Below are 13414 nucleotides of genomic sequence, written 5' to 3'. Positions count from 1 at the left end.
CGGCTCAGACGGCGGCGGCGTCGGTGGAGTAGCGGTTGGCGGGGCGGTCGAGGCCGAGCAGGCCGCGCAGGGTGCCGGCCCCGTAGGCCGTCCGGAAGGCGCCCCTGCGCTGGAGCTCGGGGACCAGGCCCCTGGTGATGGCCGGCAGGTCGTGACCGACGACGGCAGGCCGCAGCCGGAAGCCGCTGAGGCCGGCCCCGGCAAGCTCCTGGAGGAGGTCGGCGAGCCCCGCGGGGGTGCCGGTGAACACCCGGGCGTCGCTCGTGCACGGGGCACCGGCGAGCTCGTCGAGCCTTGCCCGGCGGGCCTCGGCGGCGGCCGGGGCGTCGTCCAGGAACACCACCAGGTCGCCGAAGAGGTGCAGCGGCTCACCGGCCCGGCCCGCCGCGGCCTGCTCGTGGCGCACCTCCTCGACGATGGCGCGGGCGTGGCCGGCGTCGCGTGGGGTGAGAAACCCGAGGTCCGTCGAGCGCCCGAGCAGCCGGTACGGCACGCTCCCGTGCGCGAGTGCGGTGACGAGCGGCTGGCCCTGCGGCGGCCGCGGGGTGATGGAGGGGCCCTTGACGCTGAAGAAGCGGCCTTCGAAGTCGATGTAGTGCAACTTGTCGCGGTCGACGAAGCGGCCGGTGGCGACGTCCCTGATCTCCGCGTCGTCCTCCCAACTGTCCCAGAGCCTGCGGACCACCTCGATGTGGTCGGCGGCCCCGTCGAACAGCTCGGCGGTCAGCTCCCTGCCCGCCGGGGTGTCGCGGTCCTCCCGGCGGGCGTGCGCGAAGGTGCGGCGCCCGAAGTGGGCGGCCTCGTGGGGCGCGCGCGTCACCTGTACGCGCAGACCCGCGCGGCCGGCGCTGACGTAGTCGAGGGTGGCGATCGCCTTGGATATGTGGAACGGCTCCGTGTGGGTGGCCACCACGCTCGGCACGAGTCCAATGTGCGAGGTCAGCGGTGCCACGCGGGCGGCGACGAGGACCGCGTCCAGACGGCCGCGCACCTGGTCGGTGCGGTCGTCCGGTTCGTCCTGGCGGGAGGACTGGAGGCCGAGGCCGTCCTCGAAGGTCACGAAGTCGAGCAGGCCGCGCTCGGCCTCGGCGACGAGTTCGACCCAGTACCCGGCGGTGAACAGGTCCCGGGGCCGGGACACCGGTTCGCGCCAGGCGGCCGGATGCCAGCCCGCGCCGTCGAGCGCGACGGCCAGGTGCAGGGCACCTGAGGGGGCGGCGGAGGACTCGGCGGCCGAAGCGGCGGACGCGGCGGCCGAAGCGGCGGACGGGGCGGAGGAAGCGGCGGAGGAGGAAGCGGAGGACGGGGCGGCGGACGGGGACGGCGGAACGGATGAGGACGCGGACACGAGAGGGTGCCTTCCTGATCGACCGTACGAGAACACCGGGCCGCGCGGTGCGGGCCCGGGGGCGGGGAACAGGTCAGGAGCAACAGAGCGCGCCGGCCACGCGCTGGAGATCGATGTGCGGCCGGGTGTACAGGTGCACGGGGTGGCGGGAGGAGAGCACGGGGACGGGCAGGCGGAACGCCGACCGCATGTCCAACACCTCCGCCCCTTCCGCCAGGATGTGCACGTCGTGCACGGGGACCGCGCCGGCCTCGTCCAGCCGCGCGGGGCCGCGGGCCCACATCGTCGCGACGCATAACTGCCGGGCCGCGCATCCTATTCCGGATGGCCGCGGCGCGCACGGCCGGGGCGGCCGCCCGGGTGCGCCCGGAGGGCGCCGGCACCCGAACGACGCAGGAGCGCGGCACTGGCCCGCACTCCGTGGGTATTTTATGGAGGTATCCCATGACATGAGGTAGCCATGCGCCTACTGCTCGTTCATCCCAGCGCCCTGATGTACTCGGAGATCTTCCTGCGGCTGGAGCCCCTCGGCCTCGAACGGGTGGCCGGCGCCGCCCGCGCCGCCGGGCACGAGGTGCGCGTGCTCGACCTCCAGGTGCACGACCACCGCGACCTGGACCGGGAGATCACCTCCTTCCGCCCGGAAGCGCTCGGCATCTCGCTGAACTACCTGGCCAACATCCCCGAGGCCATCGACATCGCCCGGCGGGCCGGGCGGATGCTGCCGGGCTGCTTCGTGTTCTTCGGCGGGCACAGCGTCTCCTTCGTCGCCGCGGACGTGCTCGGACAGGCGGAGGGCGCGGTGGACGCGGTGGTGCGCGGCGAGGGCGAGACGGCCGTCGGCCCGCTGCTGGCCGCGGTGCGGGACGGCGGGGTGCAGGAGGTGCCCGGGGTGGTCACCCCGTCCGGCCCCGGACCCGCGCCCAGGATGCTGCACAGCATTGACGACCCGCGCCCGGCCCGCGATCTGATGCGCCGGCGCAACCGCTACTTCATCGGTGAGCTCGATCCCTGCGCGTCCATCGAGTTCACCCGGGGCTGCCCCTGGGACTGCTCGTTCTGCTCGGCCTGGACGTTCTACGGCCGCAGCTACCGCAAGGCGTCGGCGCAGGCCGCGGGCGCGGAGCTGGCGAGCATCCGCGAACCCAACGTCTTCATCGTGGACGACGTGGCCTTCATCCGGCCCGAGCACGGCAACGCCATCGCGGCCGAGATCGAGCGCCGCGGGATCCGCAAGCGGTACTACCTGGAGACCCGCAGCGACGTGCTGCTGCGCAACGTCGAGGTCTTCCAGCGCTGGACCCGCCTCGGCCTGCGCTACATGTTCCTGGGCATGGAGGCGATCGACGCCGAGGGGCTCGACCTGTACCGCAAGCGGGTCAGCCCCGACCAGAACTTCCAGGCCCTGGAGACGGCCCGCCGGCTGGGCATCAACGTCGCCATCAACCTCATCGTGGATCCGGCCTGGGACGAGGAGCGCTTCCGCGTCGTGCGCGAGTTCGCCCTGTCGGTGCCCGAGATCGTCCATCTGACGGTGATGACGCCCTATCCCGGCACCGAGATCTGGCACACCGAGTCCAGGCGCCTGACCACCCGGGACTACCGGCTCTTCGACATCCAGCACGCGGTGGTCCCCACCACCTTGCCGTTGGACGTGTTCTACCGCGAACTGGTGCGCACCCAGGCCGTCATCAACCGCAAGCACCTGGGCCTGTCCACGGCGTTCGGGGCGATGCGGGTGCTGGCCGGCAACCTGGCCCGGGGCCAGACCAACTTCGCCCGGATGCTGTGGCGCTTCAACCGGGTCTACAACCCGAAGGCGCAGCTCTCGGACCACAGCCGTCCGGTCCGCTACGAGCTGCCGCTGCCGGACCGGCTGGACGTCGGCGACCGTCGCCTTCTCTACGTGCACAGCCGGGCGCCCTCGCACGCCGGTGCGGGCGAGGGCGCCGCGCCGTCCCGGGACGGCGGGGACGGCGGGGACGGCGGGCACGGCGGGGGCGGCACCGCGGCGGTGACCCGGGACGGCGGGGGCGAGGGCACCCCGGCGCCGTCCGCCGACGCGACCTGACGGGTTCGGCGTCCGTGTCCGTGTGGGCGTCGGCGCCCCTGACGGGGTTCGGCGTCGGTGCCGGGGGGCGGCGCGGGGTCGGCGCCCGTACCGGGGCCGCCCCGCACCGGTGCCGGTCCGTGCGGTGACGGGGCCCCGCCTCGATACGGCCGACCGACAGCGCCGACCGACATCACCGACCGACATCACCGACGTTGTGAATGGCGCCCGGAAAGGTGTTGGACCCCCCGTGCGGGCCCGTAAGACCGTTGGGGCATGCCGAACCAGCCGCACGCCGTCCCGAGCGGTGGCCACGCCCAGCCCCCCGACGCTCCCGCGCCACGTACCGGCCGGCGCCCGCACCCCGACACGCCCGCACCGCCCCACGCCAGGCCCGCGCCGCCGCCCGCTCCGCCCGCCGCCGGGGAGCGGTCCGCCGGGAGCCCGCCCCCCTCGCGGCCGCCCGGGCACCCGGCCGCCGCCCCGCCACCGCACCGGGCGCCACACCGTGCGCCGCAGGGAAAGTCCCGCACCGCACGGGCACGGCCCCCCGGGCCCCGCACCGCCCGGGCGCCGCGCCCCGCCGCCTTCGCCGCCTACCGCCGCATCTTCGCCGTCCCCGGCACCCGGGCCTTCACCCTCGGGAACCTGATCGCCCGGCTGCCCGCGGGCATGTTCAGCGTCAGCGCCATCACCATGATCGCCGGGGCGCGCGGCTCGTACGCCCTGGCCGGTGCCGTCACCGCCACCGGCCTCGCCGCCACCGCGGTCGTCGGGCCCTTCACGGCGCGGCTGGTCGACCGGTACGGGCAGGCGCGGATCGCGGTGCCCGCCACCGTGTGCGCCGCGCTCGGCTCGCTCGCGCTGCTGCTGTGCGTGCACACCGGCGCCCCCGACTGGACGCTGTTCGCCTGCTACGCCGCCACCGCCACCACGCCCAACACGGGCGGCATGTCCCGGGCCCGCTGGGCGCACCTGCTCAAGGACGACGCGGACGCGCTGCACACGGCGAACTCCTTCGAGCAGGCCGCGGACGAGCTGTGCTTCATGCTGGGCCCGCCGCTCGCGACGTTCCTGTGCTCGGCCGCCTTCCCGGAGGCGGGCACGCTCACCGGCGCGCTCCTCCTGCTGACCGGTGTGCTGGTCTTCGCCGCCCAGCGCCTGACCGAGCCACCGGCCGGCGCCCGCAGCACCGCCTCGGCACCGCTGCGTGCCGAGGGCGTCCCCGCCCTGCTCGCCGCCTTCCTCGCCACCGGCGCGGTCTTCGGCTCGCTCGAAGTGGTGACGATCGCCTTCGCCGACGCCCGCGGGCAGGGGCCCGTGGCGGGCCCGGTGCTCGCCCTTCAGGCCGCGGGGTCGTGCGCGGCGGGGCTGGTGTACGGCACGCGCCGGCTCCCGGGGCCGCCCGAGCGGAGGCTGCCGCTGTGCGTGGCCGCGATGACGGCGCTGATGACGCTGCCGCTGCTGGCCGCCGCGCTCACCGGCTCGCTGCCGGTGCTCGCGGGGACACTGCTGGTCGCCGGGATGGCCACCGCGCCCACCATGGTCACGGGCATGACGCTGATGCAGCGCCGTATCCCGGACGACCGGCTCAACGAGGGCATGACGCTCGCCGTGACCGCGCTGCTCGGCGGTATCGCGGCCGGTTCCGCGACCGGCGGCTGGCTGGTGGAGCGGGCGGGTGCGCCGACCGCCTACACCGTCCCGCTCGCAGCGGCCGCGACGGCCCTCCTGCTGACCCTCGCGGCCACGCCCCGGCCCCGCGGCACCCGCCCGGGCCCACTCCCCCGCCCCTGACACCGGGGCCGGGGCCGGGACTCCTCCCCGGTGGGGCCGCGGAGGGGTGCCGCGGCTCCCGGCGGGCTCCGGATGCACCCCCACCCCACTCGTGCCACGCTTTTGTCAGCGCCCGGCCCGCACCCGCCAGCCGAAGCGGAGAGATTTCCGGACGGAGGGTAGTCATGGGCGAGATCCTGGTGAACACCACGACCGCCGGTCTGCAGTACCAGCCGGCCGTGGACTCCACGAGCAGCACCGACTACATGGCCGTGTGGACGGACCGCAGCACCGCCGACATCAAGGGGCGGGTCCTGACGGCCGACGGCGGCAGCGGCGGCGAGGAGTTCACGGTCAACACACCGACGCCGGGCGAGGGCAACACCAACCGGCAGTGGCCGACGGTGGCGGACACCGGGTTCAGCGTGGTCACCGCGTGGATAGAGGAGCCGTTCGGTGTGCCGCCGCCGCGCCCGCAGGTCAAGATGCAGCGGTTCAGGCACAGCACGAGGACCGGTCCCGAGATCCAGGTCAACACCACGGACATCGACCCGAGCAACCGCCCCACGGTGACCCGCATGGTCGACGGCGGCACGGTGGTCGTCTGGACGGACTCCCGCCCCGACCGGCGCATCCGGGCCCAGCGCTTCGACGCCGAGGGCAACAAGGCGGAGGCGGAGTTCACGGTCAACGCCACCGAGGGCTTCCACAGCAGCCCGGCCGTCTCGATCCTGGCGGACGGAAGCTATCTCGTCGCCTGGACCACCGATCCCTCGGCGATCGGCGGCGGCCGCCTCACCTTCCGCTTCTTCGCCTTCGACGGCACCCCCCGCAGCGGCGAGATCCAGCCCAACGTCTCCGGGTTCCAGGGCGCGAACTCGGTGACGCTGCTCGACAACGGGCGCTTCGTCGTCGCCCACGTCGACCGCATCGCGGACAGCGACCTCGGGGTCCCGCAGAGCACCGTGGAGGCGAGCATCTTCGAGGCGGACGGCACGGAGGCGACCAGTCTGACGGCGGGCTCGCCGCAGGGCTTCAACCGCTCCTGGCCGGCCCTCGCGCCGCTGCCGGGCGGGCGGTTCCTGTTCGCGTGGGTGGAGAAGAGCGCGACCACCTTCGCCACCGTGCCCACCCTGATGGCCAAGGTGTGCTCCGACACCCAGGGCTCGCTCGCCGACAAGGTCCAGGTCAACACGGCGTCCACCGGCGACCGCTTCCAGGTGTCGGCGGCGACGGCCTTCGGCGACGGCATCGAGACCGCCTTCATCTGCTGGGCGGACGACAACCGCGCCGCCGGCGACCCGTCCGAGTTCGCCGTCCGCGGCCGCGCCTTCAGGATCGTCCCGCCCGGCAACCTCGTCTAGCACTCCGGTCCCCTCCGGCCCCCGGTGGGACCGCTGCCGCTGCCGAAGGCGGGCGACCGGGCGCGCGCCGGGGCAGTGGCCGCCCGGCGGCGGGGCCGGAGCGGTGATGGGAGGCGCTCCAGGCATCGTCTCCACGCTCCGGCACCGCGGCTGCACGTTCGTCACCGTCGCCCAGCTCCTCGCACCGGGCACCCCGCAGCCGGGCAAGGTCCACAAGTGACCCGGCGGGCACTCCCGCCGGCACCGCGGACCGGACCGCGCCCCGCCGTTCGGCCCGCCGCACATCGCCCCCGATTGCCGCGCCCCCCATTGACGCCCCCTGCTCCCGCCCCTACCTTCCCGCGTCGAAGCGTTTCGACTCAGAGCGTCGAAACGATTCGACGGCACGGTGACGGCGACGGCGACCCACCCGGCGGAGGCACTGGATGTTGACGGCACGAAGGCGTGCGGCTGCGGCGGTCGCGGCGGCTGTTGCGGGAAGCCTGCTCCTGGCCTCCTGCGGCGGCTCGGGCGGCGGCTCCTCGGACCCGGACACCCTGCGGCTCTGGCACTACGAGAGCCCGGAGAGCGCGATGGGCGTGGCCTGGAACGAGGCCATCGAGGAGTTCGAGAAGAGCCACCCGGGCGTCACGGTGAAGTTCGAGGAGAAGGGCTTCGAGCAGATCCGCAAGACCGCCCCGATGGTGCTCAACTCCGACGACGCACCGGACCTGATGGAGTACAACAAGGGCAACGCGACGGCCGGACTCCTCTCCAGGCAGGGCCTGCTCACCGACCTGACCGACCAGGCGCACCGAAGGGGCTGGGACAGGAAGGTCACCGGCGGCGTGCGCACCACGAGTCGCTACGACGCGAGCGGCGTCATGGGCTCGGGGAAGTGGTACGGCATACCGGACTACGCCGAGTTCTCGATGGTCTACTACAACCAGGACCTCTTCGCGAAGTACCACGTCGAGGTCCCGAAGACCCTGGACGAGCTGACCGCGGCGATGGACGCCTTCGTCGCCGCGGGCGTCACCCCGCTGGCGAACGCGGGCGCCGAGTACATGGCCCAGCAGTACCTGTACCAGCTCGCGCTCTCCAGGGCGGACCGCTCCTGGGTGAACGCCTACCAGCTCTACCAGGGCAGGACGGACTTCCACGACGCGGCCTGGACGTACGCCGCCACCACCTTCGCGGACTGGGTGAAGAAGGGGTACGTCGCCAGGAGTTCGAGCGGTGCGAAGGCGGAGGACGCGGGCACCGCGTTCATCTCCGGGAAGTACCCGATCCTGTCCTCGGGAAGCTGGTGGTTCGGCCGCTTCACGGCGCAGATCCCGTTCCACTGGGGCACGTTCAGGTGGCCGGGCTCCGACCTCGTGCCCGGTTCGGGCGGAAACCTCTGGGTGGTGCCGCGGGGCTCGCAGAACAAGGAACTCGCCTACGACTTCATCGACATCACCCTGAGGAAGGGCGTCCAGAACCTGCTCGGCGAGCACGGCGGCGTGCCGATCGCGGCCGATCCCTCGGCGATCAGGGATCCGCGCTCCAAGCGGCTCATCGAGGACTTCGACGCCATCTCCTCGCACGACGGACTCGCGTACTACCCGGACTGGCCCGTGCCCGGCTTCTACGACGTCCTGGTCTCCGAGGTCCAGAAGCTGATCACCGGCAGCGGGGGCCCGTCCGACGCGCTGAGCGCACTCCAGAAGGCCTACGACGACGGCGCCCCGACGTCATGAGCCGGACCGCCGCCGTGTCCCGCACGGCCCCGGGCGCGGGCGGGGCACGGCGCCCGGGCCGCTCCCCGGCGCCCCGGGGGCCGCATCCCACCCGGGTGGCACGGGGCCCCTACGTCCTGTTCCTGTTGCCGGGCCTCCTCGCGTTCCTGGCCGTCATCGTCGTTCCGTTCCTGATGAACACCGGTGTCAGCCTCACCGACTGGCAGGGCGTGGGCTCGCCGAAGTGGGCCGGGCTCGCCAACTACCGCCGGCTCGCCTCCGACGCCGCGTTCTGGGAGTCGTTCAGGCACTCGCTCGCCATGGTGGTGGCGATGGCGGCGGTCCCGACCGCCATCGGCCTCGTCCTCGCAGCCGGGCTCTTCGACTTCGTCGCGAAGCACTTCGGCACCCGGGTCGCGGCCGTGCTGCGGGCCTGCTTCTACCTGCCGCAGGTGCTGCCGATCGCGGTCGCCGGCATCGTCTGGAGCTGGATCCTCGCCCCGCAGGACGGCTCGCTCAACGCGCTGCTGGGGGCCGTCGGACTCGGCGCGCTCCAACAGGACTGGCTGGGCGACCCCGACCTGGCCCTGTACAGCGTCATGGCCGTGATGGTCTGGGTGCAGATCGGCTTCCCGCTGGTGGTCTTCATGGCCGGTCTGCAACGCGCCGACCCGCGGCTGCACGAGGCGGCGGAACTGGACGGCGCCGGCTGGTGGCGCAGGTTCTGGCACGTGACGCTGCCGCAGCTACGGCCCGAGATCGCGGTGGTGCTGCTGTGGTGCACCATCGCCGCACTGAAGGTCTTCGGCGCGGTCTACGTGCTCACCAAGGGCGGTCCCGGCGGCGCCACCGACGTCCCGTCGTACTTCTCGTTCCAGAACTTCTTCGAGAAGACGCAGGTCGGTTACGGCTCCGCGGTCTCCACCGTGCTGACCGTGATCATCATGGTGCCGGCCCTGGGGGCCCTGCGCCTGCAGACCCGTGCGGAGGACGACGCGCAGGAGGGGTCCAGGTGAGCGCGCTGCGCCGTTCCCCGGTACTCGCCGCCCTGGTCATCGCGGCCGTCCTCATGGTGCTGCCGTTCGTGATCGTGGCCCTGAACGCGGTCAAGTCGCCGGCCGAGTACAACGCGCACGGCCCCCTGAGCCTGCCCGACGGGCTCTACCTGGACGGTCTCAAGGGCTTCTGGCAGCGCGTCGACTTCGGCCGGAAGCTGGCCAACTCGGTGCTGATCAGCGGCTCCGTGGCGGTGGGCGCCGCCGTGCTGAGCATCCTCAACGCCTACGCGATCGGCATCGGCCGGATCAGGGGCCGCACCTGGGTGCTGGCGTTCTTCGTCCTGGCGAACATGCTGCCTCAGGAGGCCCTGGTCTACCCCGTCTACTACCTCTCCAAGCAGCTCGGGCTCTACGACACCCGGCTGAGCGTGGTCATCGTCTTCACGGTGGTCCAAGCCGCCTTCGGCACCTATCTGCTCTCCTCCGTGCTGGGTTCCTTCCCGCGCGAGGTGATCGAGGCGGCCCGGATCGACGGGGCCGGCCCCTGGCAGGTGCTGTGGCGGATCGTCGTCCCGGTCTCCCGCCCGACCATCGCGGTGCTGCTGGTCTTCTTCTTCGTCTGGACGTGGAACGAGTTCCTGCTGCCGCTGGTGATGCTGATCTCCAACGACAACCAGACGGTGTCCGTGGCGCTCGGCGTGCTCCAGGGCCAGCGGCTGATGGACGCCACCATGACCAACGCCGCGGCACTGCTGGGTGTGCTGCCCGCCGTCGTCTTCTTCCTCGTGTTCCAGCGCACTCTCACCCGGGGCATCGCCGCGGGTGCCGTCAAGTGACCGTGGCTGTCACCAGCTCAGGAGGGCCCGAATGAAGTTCACCGACGGCTACTGGATGCTGCGCGAGGGCGTCAGCGCCGCCTACCCGGTGCAGGTCCTGGACGTCGCACCGGGACCCGGCGGCCTGGAGATCCACGCACCGACCCAGCCCGTCCGCCACCGGGGCGACCTGCTGAGGGGGCCGGTCGTGACCGTCCGCGCCCATGCGCCGATGCCCGACGTCATCGGGATCACGCTCACCCACTTCGACGGCGAGCGGGAGCACGGCCCGCACTTCACCGTCCAGGAGCAGCCCGAGTTCGCCCCGCAGGTGTCGTACGACGACGACCACGCGCTGCTCACCTCCGGCGCGCTCTCGGTCCGGGTGGCCCGCGGCGGCCCCTGGCGGCTCGACTTCCTGGCCGGCGGACGGCCGCTGACCGGCAGCGGCACCAAGGGCATGGGCATCATGCGGGACGCCCGCGGCACCCACTACCTGCGCGAGCAGCTCGGCCTCGGTGTCGGCACCACCGTCTACGGACTCGGCGAACGCTTCGGGCCGCTGGCCAGGAACGGCCAGGTGGTGGACATGTGGAACGCGGACGGCGGCACCTGCACCGAGCAGGCGTACAAGAACGTGCCGTTCTACCTGACCGACGCGGGCTACGGCGTCTTCGTCGACCACCCGGGGCGGGTCTCCTTCGAGGTCGGCTCCGAGGCGGTCTCGCGGGTGCAGTTCAGCGTGGCGGACCAACGGCTGACGTACTACGTCATCCACGGTCCGACGCCGAAGGAGATCCTGCGCAAGTACACGGCGCTCACCGGCCGGCCCGCGCTGCCGCCCGCGTGGTCGTTCGGCCTGTGGCTCTCCACGTCCTTCACCACCTCCTACGACGAGCGGACCGTGTCGTCGTTCGTCGACGGGATGCGCGAGCGCGATCTGCCGCTGTCCGTGTTCCACTTCGACTGCTTCTGGATGCGCGAGCTCAACTGGTGCGACTTCGAGTGGGACCCGCGGGTCTTCCCCGATCCGGAGGGCATGCTGACCCGTCTCAAGGAGCGCGGCCTGCGCATCTGCGTCTGGATCAACCCGTACATCGCACAGCGCTCCCCGCTGTTCGCCGAGGGCCGGGCGCTCGGGCACCTGCTGCAAAAGCCGGACGGCGGCGTGTGGCAGTGGGACCTGTGGCAGCCGGGCATGGCGCTGGTCGACTTCACCAGCCCCGCCGCCCGCGCGTGGTACGCGGCCAAGCTGGAGGCGCTGCTGGACATGGGCGTCGACTGCTTCAAGACCGACTTCGGCGAGCGCGTCCCCCTGGACGTCGCCTACGCGGACGGCGCCGACCCGGAGCGGATGCACAACTACTACACGCACCTGTACAACCGCACCGTCTTCGAGGTGCTGGACAAGCACCGCGGCGAGGGCGAGGCGGTGCTCTTCGCGCGCTCGGCGACCGCGGGCGGCCAGCAGTTCCCGGTGCACTGGGGCGGCGACTGCGAGTCCACCTACGAGGCGATGGCGGAGTCGCTGCGCGGCGGGCTGAGCCTCGGCCTGTCCGGCTTCGGCTACTGGAGCCACGACATCGGCGGCTTCGAGGGCACCCCCGACCCGGCGCTGTTCAAACGCTGGATCGCCTTCGGCCTGCTGTCCTCGCACAGCAGGCTGCACGGCTCCTCCTCGTACCGGGTGCCGTGGCTCTTCGACGAGGAGGCGGTGGACGTGCTGCGGCTGTTCACCAGGCTGAAGCTGAGCCTGATGCCGTACCTGTCCGCCGCGGCCCGCACCGCGCACACCGAGGGCGTGCCGATGATGCGCGCGATGGTGCTGGAGTTCCCGGACGACCCGGCCTGCGCGCACCTTGAACGGCAGTACATGCTCGGCCCGGACCTGCTGGTGGCGCCGGTCTTCTCCGACGAGGGCGAGGTCTCGTACTACGTGCCGGAGGGCACCTGGACGCACTTCCTCACCGGCGAGCGGGTCACGGGGCCGCGCTGGGTGCGCGAGCGGCACGGATTCACGAGCGTTCCGCTGCTGGTGCGGCCCGGCGGGGTGATCCCGGTGGGCGCGGTGGACGACAGGCCCGACTACGCCTACGCGGACGGCGTCACCCTGCGGGTGCACGAGCCGGCGCCCGGGATGCAGGTCACGGTGCCGGTCGGCGAGGTGGCGTTCACCGTCGTCCGCGAGGGACCGACGCTGCGCGCCACGGCGAGCGACCCGGGCGCGCCGTGGGCCCTGGAGTGCGCGGGGCGCACGGTGCGCGCCGAGGCGGGCACCGGAGTCCTCTCGCTGGAACTGGACTAGGGCCCCGCGGGACCGGGCGGAGGCGGACCCTTGGTGAAGATCACAGACGTGGCGCGGCACGCCGGGGTGTCCCCGAGCACCGTCAGCTACGCACTCAGCGGCAAGCGGTCCATCTCGGCGGACACCCGGCGCCGCATCGAGGCCAGCATCCGCGAGCTGGGCTACCGGCCGCACGCCGGGGCGCGGGCCCTGGCCAGCAGCCGCTCCAACGTGCTGGCCCTGGTGGTGCCGCTGCGCACCGGCATGCACGTGCCGGTGGTCATGCAGTTCGCGGTGTCGGTGGTCACCACCGCCCGGCGCCACGACCACGACGTGCTGCTGCTCACCCAGGAGGAGGGCGAGGAGGGCCTGCGGCGGGTCGCGGACACCGCGCTGGTGGACGCGCTGATCGTGATGGACGTCCAGATGCACGACGAGCGCCTGCCGCTGCTGCGGGCGCTGGACCGGCCCTCGGTGCTCATCGGCTTCCCCGCCGAGCCCGCCGGTCTGACCTGCATCGACCTGGACTTCCGGGCGGCGGGCGCGGCGTGCGTGCAGCAGTTGGCGCTGCTCGGCCACCGCTGCGTGGCGCTGATCGGCTCGCCACCGGAGGTCTACCTGCGGCAGACGGGCTTCGCCCAGCGGGTCGCGGAGGGCTTCACGGCCACCGCGACCCGGCACGGCCTGACGTCGTCGGTGCACCCCTGCGAGGCGTCCCCGGCGGCGGCCCGTGCGGTCGCCGAGCGGCTGCTGCGCGAGCACCCGGCGCTCACCGGCGTCGTCGTCCACAACGAACCGGTGCTCGAACCGCTGGTCGACGCCTTCGAGCAGTTCGGGCTGAGGGTGCCGGGCGATCTGTCGATCACCGCGATCTGCCCGGACGAGCCGGCCGCGCGGACCCGGGTGCCGGTGACGTCGGTGGCGATCCCCACGGCGGAGGTGGGGGCCCGGGCGGTGGAACTGCTGATGCGCAAGCTCGACGGGGCGCCGGTGCCCGAGGCGACCCTGCTGGCGCCGCGGCTCACCCTCCGGGGCAGTGCGGCGCCACGGGCCTGACCGACGGGCCACGGGCGGAGCAC

General features: G+C 73.0%; 10 protein-coding genes. 8 read left to right on the top strand and 2 right to left on the bottom strand.

Annotated elements, in window-relative coordinates:
* Positions 1-4: 4 nt before the first annotated feature.
* The gene (locus tag IE313_RS10710; protein ID WP_229924546.1) at positions 5-1201 is read right to left on the bottom strand and encodes an LLM class flavin-dependent oxidoreductase; all 1197 of its coding nucleotides are present in this window, start codon (positions 1199-1201) and stop codon (positions 5-7) included.
* Between the two features lie 220 nt (positions 1202-1421).
* On the bottom strand, positions 1422-1631 hold the full coding sequence (locus tag IE313_RS10705; RefSeq protein ID WP_189931029.1) for a putative leader peptide: 210 nt from the start codon (positions 1629-1631) through the stop codon (positions 1422-1424).
* Between the two features lie 177 nt (positions 1632-1808).
* Here IE313_RS10705 and hpnR point away from each other — a divergent pair, with 177 nt between their 5' ends.
* The 8 genes from hpnR (at position 1809) to IE313_RS10665 (ending at position 13391) form a co-directional block, all read left to right on the top strand.
* A complete protein-coding gene (gene hpnR / locus IE313_RS10700; protein ID WP_189930765.1) occupies positions 1809-3419 on the top strand; it encodes a hopanoid C-3 methylase HpnR in 1611 nt (536 codons plus the stop codon).
* Positions 3420-3674: 255 nt separating this feature from the next.
* On the top strand, positions 3675-5195 hold the full coding sequence (locus IE313_RS10695) for an MFS transporter (RefSeq protein WP_189930764.1): 1521 nt from the start codon (positions 3675-3677) through the stop codon (positions 5193-5195).
* A gap of 164 nt (positions 5196-5359) precedes the next feature.
* Complete coding sequence (locus IE313_RS10690) at positions 5360-6538, top strand: hypothetical protein (protein WP_189930763.1); 1179 nt, start codon at positions 5360-5362, stop codon at positions 6536-6538.
* Positions 6539-6963: 425 nt separating this feature from the next.
* Positions 6964-8259: an ABC transporter substrate-binding protein gene (locus IE313_RS10685; protein WP_189930762.1), complete on the top strand. Its 1296-nt coding sequence runs from the start codon at positions 6964-6966 to the stop codon at positions 8257-8259.
* On the top strand, positions 8256-9254 hold the full coding sequence (locus tag IE313_RS10680; protein ID WP_189930761.1) for a carbohydrate ABC transporter permease: 999 nt from the start codon (positions 8256-8258) through the stop codon (positions 9252-9254). Before IE313_RS10685 ends, IE313_RS10680 begins: the two co-directional genes overlap by 4 nt.
* A 53-nt stretch (positions 9255-9307) precedes the next feature.
* On the top strand, positions 9308-10072 hold the full coding sequence (locus IE313_RS10675) for a carbohydrate ABC transporter permease (RefSeq protein ID WP_189930966.1): 765 nt from the start codon (positions 9308-9310) through the stop codon (positions 10070-10072).
* A gap of 31 nt (positions 10073-10103) precedes the next feature.
* Complete coding sequence (gene yicI, locus IE313_RS10670; protein WP_189930760.1) at positions 10104-12356, top strand: alpha-xylosidase; 2253 nt, start codon at positions 10104-10106, stop codon at positions 12354-12356.
* 30 nt (positions 12357-12386) lie between these two features.
* The gene (locus tag IE313_RS10665) at positions 12387-13391 is read left to right on the top strand and encodes a LacI family DNA-binding transcriptional regulator (RefSeq protein ID WP_189930759.1); all 1005 of its coding nucleotides are present in this window, start codon (positions 12387-12389) and stop codon (positions 13389-13391) included.
* Positions 13392-13414: the final 23 nt, after the last annotated feature.

Source organism: Streptomyces sulfonofaciens, assembly GCF_014656295.1.
GTDB lineage: Bacteria > Actinomycetota > Actinomycetes > Streptomycetales > Streptomycetaceae > Streptomyces > Streptomyces sulfonofaciens.
This window is presented reverse-complemented; position numbering and strand designations above follow the sequence as displayed.

Bases quoted from the DNA above. Each gene is read 5' to 3' on its own strand.
- IE313_RS10705 (WP_189931029.1), bottom strand. From the start codon at position 1,631: ATGTGGGCCCGCGGCCCCGCGCGGCTGGACGAGGCCGGCGCGGTCCCC.
- hpnR (WP_189930765.1), top strand. From the start codon at position 1,809: ATGCGCCTACTGCTCGTTCATCCCAGCGCCCTGATGTACTCGGAGATC.
- IE313_RS10695 (WP_189930764.1), top strand. From the start codon at position 3,675: ATGCCGAACCAGCCGCACGCCGTCCCGAGCGGTGGCCACGCCCAGCCC.
- IE313_RS10690 (WP_189930763.1), top strand. From the start codon at position 5,360: ATGGGCGAGATCCTGGTGAACACCACGACCGCCGGTCTGCAGTACCAG.
- IE313_RS10685 (WP_189930762.1), top strand. From the start codon at position 6,964: ATGTTGACGGCACGAAGGCGTGCGGCTGCGGCGGTCGCGGCGGCTGTT.
- IE313_RS10680 (WP_189930761.1), top strand. From the start codon at position 8,256: ATGAGCCGGACCGCCGCCGTGTCCCGCACGGCCCCGGGCGCGGGCGGG.
- IE313_RS10675 (WP_189930966.1), top strand. From the start codon at position 9,308: ATGGTGCTGCCGTTCGTGATCGTGGCCCTGAACGCGGTCAAGTCGCCG.
- yicI (WP_189930760.1), top strand. From the start codon at position 10,104: ATGAAGTTCACCGACGGCTACTGGATGCTGCGCGAGGGCGTCAGCGCC.